This is a genomic window from Streptosporangium sp. NPDC002721 (assembly GCF_042888905.1).
In the GTDB taxonomy this organism is placed as follows: Bacteria; Actinomycetota; Actinomycetes; order Streptosporangiales; family Streptosporangiaceae; genus Streptosporangium.
The window spans coordinates 28,195-48,587 of the sequence record NZ_JBIAQI010000041.1 but is presented as its reverse complement, the minus strand read 5'-3'; the positions used below and the strand labels follow the sequence as shown (position 1 = coordinate 48,587).

The window sequence follows — 20,393 nt, the reverse complement described above, 5'->3', positions numbered from 1 at the left end:
TTCGACTTGATCGACCCCAGCAGCAGCGGGCGGTCCTCGCCCCGCTCCCTGCCGTACGTCGCCAGCAGCGCCTGCGCCTCGATCGGGTCACCCAGCGTGGTGCCGGTGCCGTGCGCCTCGACCACGTCCACCTCGGCCGACGACAACCCCGAAGCGGCGAGAGCCTGACGGATCACCCGCTGCTGCGACGGACCGTTCGGCGCCGTCAGCCCGTTCGACGCGCCGTCCTGGTTCACCGCCGAACCACGAAGGACCGCCAGCACCTGGTGGCCGTTGCGGCGCGCGTCCGACAGCCGCTCCAGCACGAGCACGCCCACGCCCTCGGACCAGGTCGTGCCGTCGGCCGCGTCGGAGAACGCCTTGCAGCGGCCGTCGGGCGACAGCCCGCCCTGACCGCTGAAGTCGACGAACACCAGCGGCGACGCCATCACCGTCACGCCTCCGGCCAGGGCGAGACTGCACTCACCCGAGCGCAGTGCCTGCGCGGCCATGTGCATCGCCACCAGCGACGACGAGCACGCCGTGTCGACCGTCACGGCCGGGCCCTCCAGCCCCAGCGCGTACGCGACGCGACCGGTGACGACACTCCCGGCGCTGCCGTTGCTGACGAAGGTCATCACGTCCGGCGGGAAGTCGGCGCTCGTCCCGTAGTCGTGGTAGATCACCCCGGCGAACACGCCGGTGCGGCTGCCGCGCAGCGAGACCGGGTCGATCCCGGCCCGCTCGATCGCCTCCCAGGACGTCTCCAGCAGCAGCCGCTGCTGCGGGTCCATCGCCAGGGCCTCACGCGGCGAGATCCCGAAGAAGCCTGGGTCGAAGTCGGCCGCGTCGCGGATGAACCCGCCCTGGAAGTCCAGCTCGCCACGCGTCTGCCAGCCCCGGTCCCGGGGCAGGGGGGTGATGGCGTCCCGGTTCTCGGCGACCAGCCGCCACAGGTCCTCCGGAGAGCTCACCCCGCCCGGGTAGCGGCACGCCATCGACACGATCACGATCGGGTCGTCCGCCACCGGCACCACGGCCGACGGCGTCCCCGCGTGCGCCTGCTCGCCCGACGCCTCGCCCGGCACCTCACCCAGTATCTCGGCCAGCAGGAAGTCCGCCAGGACGGCCGGTGTCGGGTAGTCGAACACCATCGTCGCGGGCAGGCTCAGGCCGGTCGCGGCGCGGAGCGCGTTGCGGAGCTCGACCGCGGTCAGCGAGTCGAACCCGAGGTCCTTGAAGGCCCGCTCGACCTCGACGGCCTCCGCGCCGGAGTGCCGCAGCACCACGGCCACCTGCTCGCGGACCATGCCCCGCAGGACCTGCGACCGCTCGCCCGCCGGCAGCTCGCGCAGCCGCGCCCGCAGGGCGGAGACGGCCGACTGCTCCTCCTCCCTGACGGCACGTCCCGCCTCGGCCAGGCTCAGCACCTCCGGCAGGTCGCCGAGCAGGGCGCTCTGCCGTACGGCGGTGAACGTCAGGGCGAACTGCTCCCAGGCGATGTCCGCGACGGCCACCGTCGCGTCCCGGTGCGCGACCGCCCGCCACAGGGCGGTGACGGCCGCTCCCGGCGCCATCGCCCGCACGCCGCGCCTGGACAGGTAGTCCTGTGCCCCGTCGGCGGCGGCCATGCCGTCCCCGGCCCACGGGCCCCAGGCGACCGAGGTCGCCACGGCCCCGCGTGCCCGCCGCCGGTCGGCGAGGGCGTCGAGGGAGGCGTTGGCCGCGGCGTAGGCCGCCTGGCCGCCGCTGCCCCACATCGCGGCGATCGAGGAGAACATGACGAAGAAGTCGAGCTCGCGGTCGCCCAGCAGCGCGTCGAGGTTCAGCGCGCCGGTGACCTTCGCCCGCATCACCTCGGCGAGCTCGCCGGCGTCCAGCCCGTCCAGGCTGTTCGCCGGGCTGACGCCCGCGGCGTGGACCACCCCGGTCAGCGGGTACTCGGCCGGGAGGTCGGCGAGCACGGCGGCGAGCGCGTCCGCGTCGGCCACGTCGCACGCCACGACGCTCACCCTGGCGCCCAGCGCGGTCAGCTCGTCGCGCAGCCCGGCCGCGCCCTCGGCCTCCATGCCCCGCCTGCTGGTGAGTACGAGGTGTTCGGCGCCCTGGGCGGCCAGCCACCGGGCCACGTGCGCGCCGAGCGCGCCGGTGCCACCGGTGATCAGGACCGTGCCGCGCGGTCGCGGCGTGGCGTCGGTGCCCCGGTAGGGAGCGTGAGCGACCCTGCGGCCGTGGACGCCGGTCGAGCGGATCGCCACCTGGTCCTCGAGGCCGGGCACGGTGAGGACGCCCGCCAGCCCGGTCACCACCCGCCGGTCCAGCGCCTGCGGAAGGTCGATCAGGCCGCCCCAGCGCTGCGGGTACTCCAGCGCGGCCACCCGGCCGAGGCCCCACACCGCCGCCTGGGCCGGGACCGGCGCCATGTCGGACCGCCCGAGCGAGACCGCGCCCCTCGTGAGGCACCACAGCGGCGCCTCGACACCGGCGTCGCCCAGCGCCTGCAGCAAGGTCGTCGTCAGCGCCGAGACGTCGGAGACGTCCTGTTCCGCGGACTCGCGCAGCGCCAGCAGCGAGACCACCCCGGCCAGCCCTTCGACCGACGCCTCGCACGCACCCAGGTGCTCGCGCACCAGCCCGGCGAGCGCGGCTCGGTCCTGGCCGGACACCTCCAGCCGTACGGCCGCCGCCCCGAACACCTGGACCACGGACTCCACCCAGGCGTCACCGGCCGGTTCCGCGGGCACCACGACGAGCCAGGTGCCCGGCACGACCTCGGCCGAGACACCGGCCAGCGGCTTCCAGACGACGCGGTAGCGCCAGGAGTCCGCGACGGACGTCTCGCGCCGCGCCCGGCGCCACGACGTCAGCGCCGGCAGCACCGAGCCGAGCGTTTCCTGCTCCACGTCCAGCCGTGCCGCGAGGGACTGGAGGTCCTCGCGCTCGATGGTGGCCCAGAACTCCGCGTCCACCGGGTCCGCCGCGGCGGCACCCCTGGCGGGGGCGCCGTTCTCGGGCCAGAACCGCCGGTGCTCGAAGGCGTAGGTGGGCAGGTCGACCCGGCGACCGCGCGGCAGCACCGCCCGCCAGTCGACCGGCACGCCGTGCACGTGCAGGCGGGCCATCGCCTCGGTGACGGCCTCGTGCTCGTCCCGGTCGCCGCGTAGCGCGGGCACCAGCACCACGTCCGGGCCCTGGTCCAGGTCCGGATCCGGGTCCGCCGCCAGCGTGTCCTGGGCCATGGCGGTGAGCACGCCGTCGGGGCCGAGCTCCAGGTAGGCCCGCACGCCCCGGCCGTGCAGGGTGCGGACGCCGTCGGCGAAGCGGACCGTGCCGCGTACCTGCTCCACCCAGTAGTCCGGCGAGCACAGCTGTTCCGCCGTGGCCGTCTCCCCGGTCAGGGTGGACACCACGGGGATCTTCGGTGGGTTGTAGGTGAGCCTGCTCGCCAGCGCGCGGAAGTCCTCCAGCATCGGTTCCATCAACGGGGAGTGGAACGCGTGCGACACCCGCAGCCGCCTTGTCCTCACCCCGCCGTCCTCCAGCGCCGCGACGATCGCGAGCAGCGGCTCCTCGGCTCCGGCGATCACCACCGAGGCGGGACCGTTCACCGCCGCGATCGACACCTGCTCCTCGTGCCCGGCCAGCAGCTCGGCGACCCGCTCCTCTGCGGCCCGTACCGACACCATCGCCCCGCCGGGCGGCAGTGCCTGCATCAGCCGCGCCCGGCCCGCCACCAGCGCGCACGCGTCCGGGAGGGACAGCACACCGGCCACGTGGGCGGCGGTGATCTCCCCGATCGAGTGACCGGCCAGCACCTCCGGCCGGATACCCCACGAGGAGACGAGCCGGAACAGGGCGGTCTCCACCGCGAACAGGGCCGGCTGCGCCCACCCCGTCTGGTCCAGCGCGTCCGCCTGTCCGGTGAACAGGACCTCGCGCAGCGACCCGTCCAGCATCGGCTCCAGCTCGGCGATCACCGCGTCCAGCGCCCGCGCGAACACCGGGAACCGGTCGTAGAGCTCGCGGCCCATCCTGGCCCGCTGGCTGCCCTGGCCGGTGAACAGCACCGCGAGCCTCGGCTCGCCGCCCGCGACGCCGCGCACCACGCTCGCGCTCGGCCGGTCCTCGGCCAGGGCGTCCAGCCCGGCCAGCACCCCGTCGCGGTCGGCGGCGAGCACCACCGCCCGGTGCTCGAACGCCGGACGGGTCGTGGCCAGCGAGAACGCGATGTCTGCCGGCGCCACCTCGGCGCGCTCCCCCAGGTGCGCGGCCAGCCGCCCGGCCTGCGCGCGCAACGCCTCCGCCGTACGGGCCGACACCAGCACCGGCGGCACGTCCGCGCCCGGTGTCGCCGTCGCGGCCTCGACCTGCGGTCCTTGTTCCAGGATGACGTGGGCGTTGGTGCCGCTGATGCCGAACGACGACACCCCCGCCCGGCGCGGATGGCCGTTCTCCGGCCACTCGGTCGCCTCGGTCAGCAGCTCCACCGCACCCGAGGCCCAGTCCACGTGCGAGGACGGCTCGTCGACGTGCAACGTCCTGGGCAGCACGCCGTGCCGCATCGCCATCACCATCTTGATCACACCCGCGACACCTGCCGCGGCCTGGGTGTGGCCCAGGTTCGACTTGATCGCGCCCAGCAACAGCGGACGGTCCCGGTCCTGGCCGTAGGTGGCCAGCAGCGCCTGGGCCTCGATCGGGTCACCCAGCCTGGTGCCGGTGCCGTGCGCCTCGACCGCGTCCACCTCGGCGGGGGTCATCCCCGCACTGGCCAGCGCCTGGCGGATCACCCGCTGCTGCGACGGGCCGTTCGGCGCCGTCAGACCGTTGGAGGCGCCGTCCTGGTTCACCGCCGAACCACGGACGATCGCCAGCACCTCGTGGCCGTTGCGGCGCGCGTCCGACAGGCGCTCCAGCACCAGCACGCCCAGGCCCTCGGACCAGCTGGTGCCGTCGGCATCGTCGGAGAACGCCTTGCACCGGCCGTCGGGCGCCAGCCCGCCCTGGGCGCTGAAGCCGATGAACCCGAGCGGGGTGGTCATCACCGTGACACCGCCCGCCAGCGCCAGGCCGCACTCGCCGGAGCGCAGCGCCTGCGCGGCCATGTGCATCGCGACCAGCGAGGAGGAGCAGGCGGTGTCCACCGTCACCGCCGGGCCCTCCAGGCCCAGGGTGTAGGACAGCCGGCCCGACAGCACGCTCGCCGCCATACCGGTGATGGCGTGACCCTGTACGTCCGCCTGAGCGTTCATCACCAGGCTCGCGTAGTCCTGGCCGTTGGTGCCCACGAACACCCCGGTGGAGCTGCCCTTCAGCGAGACCGGGTCGATGCCGGCCCGCTCGACCGCCTCCCACACCCCCTCCAGCAGCAACCGTTGCTGCGGGTCCATCGCCAGCGCCTCACGCGGCGAGATCCCGAAGAACCCCGCGTCGAACCCGGCCGCGTCCGCGAGGAAGCCACCCTGGCCGGTCGCGCTGCCGCCCTGACCGCCGGAGCCCGCCGACAGCATCTCCAGGTCCCAGCCCCGGTCGGCGGGGAAGGACGAGATCGCGTCCCCGCCCTCGGACAGCAACCGCCACAGCTCCTCGGGCGAGTTCGCCCCGCCGGGGAACCGGCAGCTCATGCCCACGATCACGATCGGGTCGTCCGCCACCGACGCCCTCGGCCCGGCCACCGGACCCGACCCGACGGCCAGGTCCTGCCGGCCGAGCAGCTCCGGCACCAGGAATCGCGCCAGCACCGTCGGCGTCGGGTAGTCGAACACCAACGTCGCGGGCAGCCGCAGCCCGGTGGCCACGTTCAGCCGGTTGCGCAGCTCGACGGCGGTGAGGGAGTCGAAGCCCAGCTCGCGGAACTCCCGGCCGGGCTGGACGGCCTCTCCCGAGGCGTGCCCCAGCACGGCCGCCGCCTGGGCGCGTACCAGCTCAACCACCAGCCGCACCTGCTCGGCCTCGTCCAGCCCGGCCAGCCGCCGTACCAGCTCCGCGTCCCCGCCCGCCGAGGTGGAGACCGCCAGGCGGCGTCCCGCGCGCACCAGGCCGCGCATCAGGTGCGGCACCTCGGGGAACGTGCGCAGCACCGACAGCTCCAGCCGCGCGGCCACCACCGCCGCGTGGTCCGACGCGGCGGCCAGCTCGAACGTCGCGAGCCCCTGCTCGGCGGGCAGCGCCGGCATCCCGGCCCGCGCCATCCGCTGCAGGTCTATCGTCCCCAGCCCGCCGGTCATGCCGGTCTCCTGCGCCCACAGGCCCCAGGCCAGCGACAGTCCGGGCAGCCCTTCGGCCCTGCGCGCCTGGACCAGCGTGTCGAGGAACGCGTTCGCCGCCGCGTAGTTGCCCTGCCCGGCGTTGCCCATCACCCCCGCCATGGAGGAGAACACCACGAACGCCGCCAGATCCGCGTCGCGGGTGAGCTCGTGCAGGTGCCAGGCCGCGTCCACCTTCGGCCGCAGCACAGCCTCCAGCCGCTCGGGCGTAAGGGAGGGGATCGTGCCGTCGGCGAGCACACCGGCGGTGTGGATCACCGCCGTCAGCGGATGCTCGGCGTCCACTTGCGCCAGCAGCGCCGCTACTGCATTTCGGTCGGACATATCGCAGGCGGCGATCGTGACCTCGACATCGTGGGCGATCAGCTCAGCCTGTAGCTCCGTCGCGCCGGGCGCGTCCGGGCCCCTGCGGCTGGCCAGCAGCAGGTGCCGTACGCCGCGCTCGGCCACCACGTGCCGCGCGAACAGCGCGCCCAGACCACCGGTGCCACCGGTGATCAGCACCGTGCCCTCCGGGTCCCAGGCCCGGCTGTCCTCACCCGGAGCCGTCGGGTCGGAGCTGGACGTGACTCGGGTCAGGCGAGGCACCCACACCTCGCCCCCGCGTACCGCCACCTGCGGCTCGCCCGAGGCCAGCACCCCGGGCAGCACCGCGAGCAAGGACTCCTGATCGTCCACGTCGATCAGCCCGAAACGGCCGGGGTTCTCCGACTGGGCACTGCGGACCAACCCTCGCGCCGCCGCCGCGACCGGGTCCGGCGCCGCGCCGTCCTCCACGGCGGCACCGGTCGCGACCGCGCCCCGGGTGAGGAACACCAGCCGTGAATCGGCGAACCGGTCATCGGCCAGCCAGCCCTGCGACAGGCCCAGAACGCGAGCGGCCAGCGCGTGCGCCGACTCCACCACTCCGTCCACCGGATCCGGGACCGCCTCCACCAGCACGACGGCCGGCACCGCTTCTACTTCCGCTTCCGCCAGCGAGGACAGCTCCGCGTACACCGGGAGGCCGTCCGGTTCCCCGGAGGCCCGCAACGCGGGAGCGACGCCCAGCGTGTCCGGACCCAGCACCGCCACCGGTACCCCGTCGGCTTCCGGCGAAGAAGCCACGGGCGCCCACTCCACCCGGAACAACGTGTCCCGGCCTGCCTCGCGACCGTCGGGGGCGGCTCCCAGCCACTCCGCCGAGACCGGCCTCAGCACCACCGACCGCGCCGACAGCACCGGCTCCCCGGCCGCGTCCACCGCGCTCAGCGACACCGCGTCCGGCCCCGTCCTGGCCAGCCGCACCCGCAGCGCCGAGGCGCCACCCGCGTGCAGGCACACCTGTGCCCAGGCGGACGGCATCCGGCCACCCTCCACCGGCTCCAGCCCGGCGAACGGCACCGCGTGCAGCGCCGCGTCCAGCAACGCCGGGTGCAGCCCGAACGAGGCGGCCCCACCGGTCTGCTCCGACAACCTCAGCTCGGCGAACACCTCGTCGTCGCGCCGCCAGGCCGCCCGCAGTCCCTGGAACGCCGGACCGTAGGCGAAGCCGCCCTCGGCCAGGTCCTCGTACAGCCCCTCCAGCTCGATCGCGGTCGCCCCGGCCGGGGGCCACACCGTCGCGTCGAACGGCACGGCCTCCGGAGCACCGACCGCGAGCGTGCCTGTCGCGTACCGCACCCACGGCACGTCGTCAGCGGCGTCCGCCGGACGGCCGTACACACTCACGTTCCGGCGACCGCTCTCCTCCGGCGCGCCGACCGCGATCTGGACCGCGACCGCCTCGTCCTCGCCCAGCACCAGCGGGGCGTCCAGCGTCAGCTCCTCCACCAGGTCGCAGCCGACCTGGTCACCGGCCCGGACCGCCAGCTCCACGAACGCCGTCCCCGGCACCACCACCGAACCCGCCACCACGTGATCGGCCAGCCAGGACTGCGCGCTCACCGACACGCGACCGGTCAGCAGCACGCCGTCCGAGCCGGCGAGGCCCACGGCGGCGCCCAGCAGCGGGTGATCCGTCGCGGCCAGCCCGAGCCCGCGAGCGTCCCCGCCCTGCCGCGCGTTCGGCCAGAACCTCTGGTGCTGGAAGGCGTAGGTCGGCAGGTCGACCCGGCGACCGCCCGGCAGCACCTGCCGCCAGTCCACGGTCACGCCACGGACGAACAGCTCGGCCGCCGAGGTCAGCACCCGGTCCAGGCCGCCGTCGTCACGACGCAACGTCCCGGCGATCACGGCCTCCACCTCGGCCGCGTCCACGCACTCCCCGATGCCGACCGTCAGCACCGGATGCGGACTCACTTCGACAAAGGCCCGGTGGCGCTGCTCCAGCAACGTCTCCACCGCCGAGGCGAACCCGACCGTGCGCCGCAGATTCTCACACCAATACCCGGCTCCCAGCTCCGGCCCTTCCAGCCACTGACCGGTCACCGTCGACAACATCGGCACCCGTACTGGTCTTGGTGCCACCTCCGCCAGGACCCGCGCCAGCTCCTCACCGATCAGGTCGACCTGCGCCGAGTGCGAGGCGTAGTCCACCGCGATCCGCCGGACCCGCACCCCCTCCTCGGCCAACCGCTCGACCAGCTCCTCGACCGCGCGGACCTCACCGGACACCACCACCGAGGCCGGGCCGTTGACCGCCGCCACCGACACCCGACCCTCCCACGCCGCCACCCGCTCACGCACCCGCTCCACCGGCAACGCCACCGACGCCATCGCCCCCAGCCCGGCCAGCCGCTCACCGATCAGACGGCTACGCAGCGCCACCACCCGCGCACCATCCTGCAACGACAACCCGCCCGCGACCACCGCCGCCGCGATCTCTCCTTGTGAGTGGCCCACCACCGCATCCGGGCGGACCCCGAGCGACTCCCACACCGCCGCCAGCGACACCATCACCGCGAAGGAGACCGGCTGGACCATATCCACCCGATCCAACCCCGAAGCCCCCCGCACCATCTCCAGCAGCGACCAGTCCACGAACGGCTCCAGTGCTGCGGCACACTCGGCCATCCGGCCCGCGAACACCGCCGACTGCTCAAGGAGAGCAGCCCCCATCCCCACCCACTGCGCACCCTGACCCGGGAACACCCACACCGACCTGCCGTCGACGTTCGCCACGCCGGTGACCAAGCCAGACACCGGCTCACCCGCGCTCAGCGCACCCACACCCGCCAGCAAACCCTCACGGTCACTCCCGACCACCACCGCGCGATGCTCGAACACCGACCGCGACACCACCAGCGACAACCCCACATCCACCAGGCCAAGATCGCCGTTCGCCTCCAGGTGCGCGCCCAGACGACGCGCCTGCGCCCGGACGGCCTCCTCGCTCTTGCCCGACACCACCCACGGCACCACATCCGCAGGCTCGTCCGACGCCGGTCCCGCGACCTCCACCGGACCCTGCTCCAGGATCACGTGCGCGTTCGTGCCGCTGATCCCGAACGACGACACACCCGCCCGGCGCGGACGGCCCGTCTCCGGCCACTCGGTCGGTTCGGTCAGCAGCTCCACCGCACCGGCCGACCAGTCCACGTGCGAGGAGGGGGCGTCGACGTGCAGCGTCCGGGGCAGGACACCATGCCGGAGCGCCATCACCATCTTGATCACACCGGCCACACCGGCGGCCGCCTGGGTGTGACCGAGGTTCGACTTGATCGACCCCAGCAGGAGAGGCCGGTCCTCGTCCCGGTCCTGGCCGTAGGTGGCCAGCAGTGCCTGCGCCTCGATCGGGTCGCCCAGCGTCGTGCCGGTGCCGTGTGCCTCGACCGCGTCCACCTCGGACGGCGACAGCCTCGCACCCGCCAGCGCCTGGCGGATCACCCGCTGCTGCGACGGCCCGTTCGGAGCGGTCAGGCCGTTGGAGGCACCGTCCTGGTTCACCGCCGAGCCACGGACGATCGCCAGCACCCGGTGACCGTTGCGCCGGGCGTCCGACAGGCGCTCCAGCACCAGCATGCCCACGCCCTCGGAGTAGCTGGTGCCGTCCGCGGTGTCGGAGAACGTCTTGCACCGGCCGTCGGGGGCGAGCCCGCCCTGGGCGCTGAAGTCGATGAACGCCACCGGGGTGGCCATCACGGTCGCACCACCGGCCAGGGCCAGCGAGCAGTCACCCGAGCGCAGCGCCTGCGCCGCCATGTGCAGTGCCACCAGGGAGGACGAGCAGGCGGTGTCCACCGTCACCGCCGGGCCCTCCAGGCCGAGGGTGTAGGAGATGCGGCCGGTCGCGACGCTTCCCGCCGTACCGGTGCCGACGAAGCCCATCGCCTCCGGCGGGAACTGGGCGCCCATCCCGTAGTCGTGGTAGAAGATGCCCGCGAAGACGCCCGTCTGGCTGCCGCGCAGGGAGGTCGGGTCCACGCCCGCCCGCTCGATCGCCTCCCACGACGTCTCCAGCAGCAACCTCTGCTGCGGGTCCATCGCCAGGGCCTCACGCGGCGAGATCCCGAAGAACCCCGGGTCGAACTGCGTGGCGCTCTCCAGGAAACCGCCCTCGCGCACGTAGCTGGTGCCCCGCTTCGCCGGATCCGGGTCGTACAGCGCCCCCAGGTCCCAGCCGCGGGTGGTCGGGAACTCGGAGATCGCGTCCCCGTCCTCGGAGACCAGCCGCCACAGGTCCTCCGGGGAGTCGACCTCACCGGGGAAGTGGCAGGCCATGCCCACGATCACGATCGGATCGTCGCTCAGGGGCGTGACGGACGCGGGGATGATCGCGTCGGCGTCCTCGCCGAGCAGCTCGGCCAGCAGGAACTCCGCCAGCACGGTCGGCGTCGGGTAGTCGAAGACCAGCGTGGACGGCAGCCGCAGCCCGGTCACCGTGTTCAGCCGGTTGCGCAGCTCCACGGCGGTGAGGGAGTCGAAGCCCAGCTCGCGGAACTCCCGCCGCACCTCCACCGTCTCCGGCGAGACGTGGCCCAGCACCATGGCCACCTCGATACGCACCAGGTCCACCAGGACCTCGGCGCGCTCGGCCGCCCCCAGCGGGGCCAGCTTCTGCAGCAACGTCGCGGCCACCACCGAGCCGGACGCCGCCGACCGGCGCCCACCCCGTACCAGCCCCCGCAACAACGCCGGCACCTCGCCGTGGGCGCGCAGCACCGCCAGCTCCAGCCGGAGCGGGATCACCACCGGCCGGGCCACCCGCCCGGCGGCGTCGAACAGCGCCAGCCCCTGTTCCACCGAGAGCGGCGGCATGCCCGTCCGGGTGATCCGCCGCATGTCGGCGTCGCTCAGCGTGCCGGTCATCCCGGTCTCCTGGGTCCAGGCGCCCCAGGCCAGCGACAGCGCGGGCAGCCCCTCGGCCCGGCGCGCCTGCGCCAGGGCGTTGAGGAACGTGTTCGCGGCCGAGTAGTTGCCCTGCCCGGGTGCCCCCATCACACCCGACAGCGACGAGTACGTGACGAACGCCGCGAGGTCCAGATCGCGGGTGAGCTCGTGCAGGTGCCAGGCGGCGTCGACCTTGGGCCGCAGGACCCTGCCCAGCCGCTCCGGTGTCAGGGACGGGATCGTCGCGTCCTCCAGCACACCGGCGGTGTGGATCACCGCGGTCAGCGGGTGCTCGGCGTCCACCCGCGCCAGCAGCGCCGCCACCTGCTCCCGGTCGGCCATGTCACAGGCGGCGACCGTGACCTCGGCGCCGTACGCGATCAGCTCGGCCCGCAGCTCCGTCGCGCCGGGGGCGTCCGGGCCCCGGCGGCTGGTCAGCAGCAGGTGCCGCACGCCTCGTTCGGACACCAGGTGCCGGGCCAGGCTGCCCCCCAGGCCACCGGTGCCACCGGTGATCAACACCGTCCCCTCGGGGTCCCACGACCGTCCGGTCTCCTCCTCGGGCGCCACCCGCGCCAGGCGCGGAACCCGCACCTCGCCCTCGCGTACCGCCAGCTGCGGTTCGCCCAGGGCGAGTATCGACGAGGGGAACTCGTCGTCGGTGTCGACCAGCACGAAGCGGCCCGGGTTCTCCCACTGCGCCGACCGCACCAGACCCCACACCGCCGCGGCCGCCAGATCGGCGACCACGTCGCCCTCTCGCGCCTCGACCGCGCCCCGCGTGACGAACACCAGGCGCGAGGCCCCGAACCGCTCGTCGGCCAGCCACTCCTGCAGCAGGCCCAGAACGCGGGCGACCAGCTCGTGCGTCGACTCCACCACGCTCCCGGCATCCGCCGATCCCACGGTGAACGTGACCACGTCCGGCACCGGATCCAGCGAGGCGAGATCCCCGCTCAGCTCGACCATGCTCGCGTCGGCCCTCGCGCCCGACACCTCCGCCAACGCGACCCAGTCCACCCCGAACAGCGAGTCCCGCTCCACCCCGCGCCCGCCACCGGCGCCGACGAGCTGGTCGGGGGTGAAGGGACGCACGATCAGCGAGCGCGCCGACAGCACCGGCTCCCCGGCCAGGTCCACCGCCGTCAGCGCGACCGAGTCGGTTCCCGTCCTGGTCAGCCGGACCCGCAGCAGCGCCGCGCCGCCCGCGTGCAGGCTCACCTGGTCCCAGGAGAACGGCAGCCAGCCGCCCTCGGCCACGTCCAGCCCGGCGAAGCTCACCGCGTGCAGCGCCGCGTCCAGCAGTGCCGGGTGCACCCCGAACGAACCGGCGTTCGAGGCCGCCTGCTCAGGCAGCGCGACCTCGGCGAAGACTTCTCCGTCGTGCTGCCATGCGGCCCGCAGCCCCTGGAACACCGGGCCGTACCCCAGCCCCCGAACGGCCAGCTCGTCATACAGCCCGTCCAGCTCGATCGCGGTCGCTCCGGCCGGGGGCCACACCGTCGCGTCGAACGGCACGGCCTCCGGGGCACCGGTGGCGAGCGTGCCGGTGGCGTGCCGCACCCACGGCGTCTCCTCCCCGGCCTGCGCCGACCGGGAGTAGACACTCACAGTCCGGCGACCGCTCTCCTCCGGCGCACCCACCGCCACCTGCACCACGACCGCGTCATCCTCACCCAGCACCAGCGGGGCGGCCAACGTCAACTCCTCCACCAGGTCGCAGCCGACCTGGTCACCGGCCCGGACCGCCAACTCCAGGAACCCGGTCCCCGGAAAGATCACCATCCCGGCCACCGCGTGGTCGGCCAGCCAGGGGTGCGACCGCAGTGACAACCGGCCGGTCAGCACCACGCCGTCCGAGTCGGCCAGGCCCACCGCCGCGCCCAGCAGCGGGTGATCCGTCGCGGCCAGACCCGCCGCGGTCACGTTCCCCGCACCACTCGCTGTCCCGTCGGGCCAGAACCACCGACGCTGGAAGGCGTAGGTGGGCAGGTCGACCCGGCGACCGCCCGGCAGCACCTGCCGCCAGTCCACGGTCACGCCACGGACGAACAGCTCGGCCGCCGAGGTCAGCACCCGATCCAGGCCGCCGTCGTCGCGACGCAACGTCCCGGCGATCACGGCCTCCACCTCGGCCGCGTCCACGCACTCCCCGACGCCGACCGTCAGCACCGGATGCGGACTCACCTCCACGAACGCACGGTGGCGCTGCTCCAGCAACGTCTCTATCGCAGCGGCGAAACCGACCGTGCGCCGCAGATTCTCACACCAATACCCGGCTCCCAGCTCCGGCCCTTCCAGCCACTGGCCGGTCACCGTCGACAACATCGGCACCCGTACTGGTCTTGGTGCCACCTCCGCCAGGACCTGTGCCAGCTCCTCGCCGATCAGGTCGACCTGCGCCGAGTGCGAGGCGTAGTCCACCGCGATCCGCCGGACCCGCACCCCCTCCTCGGCCAACCGCTCGACCAGCTCCTCGACCGCGCGGACCTCACCGGACACCACCACCGAGGCCGGGCCGTTGACCGCCGCGACCGACACCCGACCCTCCCACGCCGCCACCCGCTCACGCACCCGCTCCACCGGCAACGCCACCGACGCCATCGCCCCCAGCCCGGCCAGCCGCTCGCCGATCAGACGGCTGCGCAGCGCCACCACCCTGGCGCCGTCCTGCAACGACAGAGCGCCCGCGACCACCGCCGCCGCGATCTCTCCTTGTGAGTGGCCTACCACCGCATCCGGGCGGACCCCGAGCGATTCCCAGACCGCCGCCAGCGACACCATCACCGCGAAGGAGACCGGCTGGACCACATCCACCCGATCCAGCCCCGAAGCCCCCCGCACCACCTCCAGCAGCGACCAGTCCACGAACGGCTCCAGTGCTGCGGCACACTCCGCCATCCGGCCCGCGAACACCGCCGACTCCTCAAGGAGAGCGGCCCCCATCCCTGCCCACTGCGCACCCTGACCCGGGAAGACCCACACCGACTTGCCTTCGACGTTCGCCACGCCGGTGACCACACCGGCCACCGGCTCACCCGCGCTCAGCGCGCCGACACCCGCCAGCAAACCCTCGCGGTCGCTCCCGACCACCACCGCGCGATGCTCGAACACCGACCGCGACGTCGCCAGCGAGAACGCGACATCGGCCAGCCCGAGACCGGGCTCACCCTCCAGGTGCGCCACGAGCCGCCCGGCCTGCGCCCGCAACGCCTCGTCCGTACGGCCCGACACCACCACCGGAACCACCGGCGGTTCCTCCACGTCGGGGTCGTGGGGACGGGCCACCAGCGCGGCGTCGGGCTGCTCGATGATCACGTGTGCGTTGGTGCCGCTGATGCCGAACGACGACACTCCGGCCCGGCGCGGACGCCCTGTCTCGGGCCACTCGGTCGGCTCGGTCAGCACCTCCACCGCACCGGAGGCCCAGTCCACGTGCGACGACGGGGCGTCCACGTGCAGCGTCCGGGGCAGCACGCCGTGCCGCATCGCCATGACCATCTTGATCACACCGGCCGCACCGGCGGCAGCCTGGGTGTGGCCGAGGTTGGACTTGATCGACCCCAGCAGCAGCGGACGGTCCTCGTCCCGGTCCTGGCCGTAGGTGGCCAGCAGCGCCTGAGCCTCGATCGGGTCGCCCAGGACCGTACCGGTCCCGTGGCCCTCGACCGCGTCCACCTCGGACGGCGACAGCCTCGCACCCGCCAGCGCCTGGCGGATCACCCGCTGCTGCGACGGACCGTTCGGCGCGGTGAGCCCGTTGGAGGCGCCGTCCTGGTTCACCGCCGAGCCACGGACGATCGCCAGCACCTCGTGGCCGTTGCGGCGCGCGTCCGACAGGCGCTCCAGCACCAGCATGCCCACGCCCTCGGACCAGCCCGCGCCGTCGGCCGCGTCCGAGTAGGACTTGCAGCGCCCGTCACCGGCGAGCCCGCCCTGCCCGGTGAAGTCGATGAACGAGTTCGGGGTGGCCATCACGGTCACGCCACCGGCCAGGGCCAGCGAGCAGTCGCCGCCGCGCAGCGCCTGCGCGGCCAGGTGCAGCGCCACCAGCGAGGACGAGCAGGCGGTGTCGACCGTCACCGCCGGGCCCTCCAGGCCCAGCGTGTAGGAGATGCGGCCGGTCGCCACGCTTCCCGCCGTACCGGTGCCCATGAAGCCCAGCACGTCCGCCGGGAACGGCACGCTGGTCGCGTAGTCGTGGTACATGACCCCGGCGAACACGCCGGTGCGGCTGCCGCGCAGCGAGGTCGGGTCGATCCCGGCCCGCTCGACCGCCTCCCAGGTGGTCTCCAGCAGCAGGCGCTGCTGCGGGTCCATCGCCAGGGCCTCACGCGGGGAGATCCCGAAGAAGCCGGGGTCGAACTCCCCGGCCTCGTGCAGGAAGCCGCCCGCCTCCACGTAGTTGACGGCCCGGCTCTCGGCGCTCCCCTCGGCGCGGCCACGGTTCCAGCCGCGCGTCGTCGGAAAGGGGGTGATCGCGTCCCCGCCCTCGCTGACCAGCCGCCACAGGTCCTCCGGGGAGGTGACCCCGCCCGGATAGCGGCACGCCATGCCAACGATCACGATCGGGTCGTCCGCGACCGGCACCACCGACGCGGGGATGACCACGTCGGCGTTCTCGCCGAGCAGCTCGCCCAGCAGGAACTCCGCCAGCGCGCTCGGCGTCGGGTAGTCGAAGACCAGCGTGGACGGCAGCCGCAGCCCGCTCGCCCCGTTCAGCCGGTTGCGCAGCTCGACGGCGGTCAGCGAGTCGAAGCCCAGCTCGCGGAACTCCCGCCGCACCTCCACCGTCTCCGGCGACGCGTGTCCGAGCACGACCGCGACCTCGGTCCGCACCAGGTCCAGCAGGACCTCGGTGCGCTCGGCCAGGCCCAGCGGGGCCAGCCGCTGCAGCAACGTCGCGGCCACCACCGAGCCGGACGCCGCCGACCGGCGCCCACCCCGTACCAGACCGCGCAACACCGCCGGTACGTCACCCTGCGCCCGCAGCGACGGCAGGTGCAGCCGGACCGGGACCAGCAGCGCCTCATCGAGCGCGGTCGCGGCCTCGAACAGCGCCAGGCCCTGCTCCACCGAGAGCGACGGCATTCCGGCCCGCGCCATCCTGCGCATGTCGGCGTCGTCCAGCGTGCCGGTCATCCCGACGTCCTGGGTCCAGGCGCCCCAGGCCAGCGAGAGCGCGGGCAGGTCCTCGGCCCGGCGCGACCGGGCCAGCGCGTCCAGGAAGGCGTTGGCCGCGGCGTAGTTGCCCTGCCCGGCGTTGCCCATCACCCCGGCGAGGGAGGAGAAGACCACGAACGCCGCCAGGTCCAGGTCCCTGGTGAGCTCGTGCAGGTGCCAGGCGGCGTCCACCTTCGGCCGCAGCACGGTGTCCAGCCGCTCGGGCGTCAGTGACAGGATCGTCCCGTCGTCCAGCACTCCGGCGGTGTGGATCACCGCGGTCAGCGGGTGCTCGGCCGGGACCCCGGCCAGCAGGGCCGCCACCTGCTCACGATCGGCCATGTCACAGGCCGCGATCTCGACCTCGGCGCCGTACGCGACCAGCTCGGCCCGCAGTTCCGCCGCGCCGGGGGCGTCCGGGCCCCGGCGGCTGGCCAGCATCAGGTGCCGTACGCCGCGCTCGGCCACCACGTGCCGCGCGAACTGCGCTCCCAGGCCGCCGGTGCCGCCGGTGACGAGCACCGTGCCGTCCGGGTCCCAGGGCCGACCGGCCTCGCCGGCCGGTGCCACCCGCGCCAGGCGCGGGACCCGCACCTCGCCCTCGCGTACCGCCAGCTGCGGTTCGCCCAGGGCGAGTACCGACGAGGGGAACTCGCCGTCGGCGTCGACCAGCACGAAGCGACCCGGTTCCTCCCACTGCGCCGAGCGGACCAGGCCCCACACCGCGGCGGCGGCCAGGTCCGTGACGGTCTCGTCATCGCCCGTCGCGACGGCCCCCCCGGTCACGAAGACCAGCCGGGAACGGCGGCAGCGGTCGTCGGCCAGCCACGCGTGCAGCAGGCCCAGCGCGGCGGCGGTCAGCTCGTGAACCCGGGTGACCACATCGGAACGCTCCGTGGAGGCGACCGTGACGGTCACCGTCTCCGGTACCGCCGCGAGCGCCGCCAGCGCCGCCACCGGGTCCGACGCCAGATCCAGGACCGGCTCGACCGGTTCGACCGGGGCGGACTCGTCGCCGTCCGCCGACGTCTCGGGCAGCGCGGGCCAGGTCAACCGGAACAGCGAGTCCCGGTACGGGTCGCGGGCGCCGCCCTCGGCCAGGCCGTCGGCGGTGATCGGCCGCAGCACCAGTGACCGCGCCGAGAGCACCGGCTCCCCCGCGGCGTCCGTCGCGATCACCGAGACCGCGTCGCCGCCGGTCCTGGCCAGCCGCACCCGCAGCACCGAGGCGCCACCGGCGTGCAGGCTCACCTGCTCCCAGGAGAACGGCATCCGGCCGTCCTCGGCGTCGTCGAGCCCGGCGAAGGCCACCGCGTGCAGCGCCGCGTCCAGCAGCGCCGGGTGCACCCCGAACGAGCCCGCGCTCGACCGCGCCTGCTCGGGCAGGGCGATCTCGGCGAACACCTCGCCGCCGGCACCTCGCCACGCGGCCCGCAGCCCCTGGAACACCGGCCCGTAGTGGAACCCGCCCGCGGCGAACCGGTCGTACAGCCCGTCCACCGGGATGGGCGTGGCCTCCCCGGGCGGCCACGTCGCCGCGTCGAAGGCGGCCACGTCGCCGGTGCGGGTCCGGCCGTCGGCCACCGCGAGCACGCCGGTGGCGTGCCGCACCCACGGCTCCTCGTCGGCGGCCTCGGCCGACCGGGCGTAGACGCTCAGGCTGCGGCGGCCGGACTCCGCCGCCGAGCCCACCCACACCTGCACCACGACGGCGTCCCGCTCGCCCAGCACCAGCGGCGCGGTGAGGGTCAGCTCCTCCACCAGGTCGCAGCCGGCCTGGTCGCCCGCCCGGATCGCCAGCTCCAGGAACCCCGTACCCGGGAAGATCACCATGCCGCCCACCGCGTGGTCGGCGAGCCACGGATGCGACGGCAGCGACAGCCGCCCGGTCAGCAGCACCCCGGCCGAGTCGGCGAGCCCGACCGCTGCGCCCAGCAGCGGGTGCCCGGTGGCGGCCAGGCCCGCGGCCGCCACGTTCCTCAGCCGGGAACCGGTGCCGTCGGGCCAGAAGCGCTGCCGCTGGAACGCGTACGTCGGCACGTCGATCCGGCGCCCGCCCCGGAGCACCGCCCGCCAGTCCAGCGGCACCCCGTGCACGTGCAGCTCGGCCAGCGCCGTCGTCACCGCCACGTGCTCGTCGCGGTCCCCGCGCAGCACCGGCACCAGGACCGGGCCGGCGCCGGAGGGCCGGTCCGGCGAGCCGGGGGCGGCGAGCTCGGCCAGGGTGTCCTGGGCCATCGCGGTGAGCACGCCGTCCGGCCCGAGCTCCAGGTAGGCCGTCACGCCCTGCCGGTGCAGCGCCCGCACCGCGTCGGCGAACCGCACCGCGCCACGGACCTGCTCCACCCAGTAGTCCGGCGAGCACAGCCGCCCGGCCGTGGCGGTCTCCCCGGTCAGGGTGGACACCACGGGGATCTTCGGCGGGCTGTACGACAGCGTCCGGGCCACCTCCCGGAAGTCCTCCAGCATCGGGTCCATCAACGGCGAGTGGAAGGCGTGCGAGACCCGCAGCCGCTTCGTCTTGATCCCGCGCTCCTCCAGGGCGGCGGCGACCTCCAGCACCGGCTCCTCCAGGCCGGAGAGCACCAGCGAGGACGGGCCGTTGACGGCCGCGACCGAGACCTCCTTCTCCCGGCCGGCCAGCAGCTCGGCGACCTCCTCCTCGGACGCCCGTACCGCCACCATCGCCCCGCCCTGCGGCAGCGCCTGCATCAACCGGCCCCGCGCGGCCACCAGCGCGCACGCGTCCTTCAACGACAACACTTCCGCCACGTGGGCGGCGGTGATCTCCCCGATCGAATGTCCGGCCACGACCTCCGGCCGCAGGCCCCAGGACTCGACCAGCCGGAACAGCGCCGTCTCCACGGCGAACAACGCCGGTTGCGCCCACCCGGTCCGATCCAGTGCCCGCGCCTGCTCAATGCCCGGCTCGGCGAACAGGACCTCGCGCAGCGATCCGTCGAGCAGCGGGTCCAGCTCCGCGATCACCTCGTCCAGCGCCGTCGCGAACACCGGGAACCGGTCGTAGAGCTCGCGGCCCATCCCCGCTCGCTGGCTGCCCTGGCCGGTGAACAGCACCGCGGGCCTCGGGTCGGCCGCGGCCTGCCCTCGCAGCACGCCCGCGCCCGGCCGGTCCTCGGCCAGGGCCCGCAGGCCGGCGACCGCGCTCCCGGGGTCGGCGGCCACCACGGCCGCGCGGTACTCGAACGCCGAGCGCGTCGTGGCCAGCGAGAACGCCACGTCGCCGAGCCTCGGACCGGGCCCACCGTCCACGTACGCCGCCGGCTGTCCGGCCTCGCCCTCCGTGAACGACGCGAGCCGTCCGGGCTCGTTCTCCACGAACGACGCGAGCCGTCCGGCCTGTGCCCGCAACGCCTCCGCCGACCGGCCGGAGACCAGGATCGGCACGGAACCGTCCGCCTGGGGCTCCTGGCTCTCGGGCTCCGCGTCCGGCGTCTCGGCCCGTTCGATGATCACGTGCGCGTTGGTGCCGCTGATGCCGAACGACGACACCCCGGCCCGGCGCGGATGGTCGGCGCGCGGCCATTCGGCGGGCTCGGTCAGCAGCTCCACCGCGCCGGAGGCCCAGTCCACGTGCGTGGACGGCTCGTCGACATGCAGGGTCCTGGGCAGCGTGCCGTACCGCATCGCCATGACCATCTTGATCACACCGGCGACACCGGCCGCCGCCTGCGTGTGGCCGATGTTCGACTTCACCGAGCCCAGCAGCAGCGG

General features: G+C 74.3%; 1 protein-coding gene (running past both ends of the window). It reads right to left on the bottom strand.

This entire window lies inside a single protein-coding gene on the bottom strand: locus tag ACFYWM_RS40045, encoding a type I polyketide synthase (RefSeq protein WP_389925593.1). The 49,050-nt coding sequence extends 9,682 nt beyond the window's left edge and 18,975 nt beyond its right edge, so the window shows coding positions 18,976–39,368 (codon 6,326, complete, through codon 13,123, partial); reading right to left, the first codon wholly in view occupies nucleotides 20,391–20,393. Both codon boundaries (start and stop) fall beyond the window edges.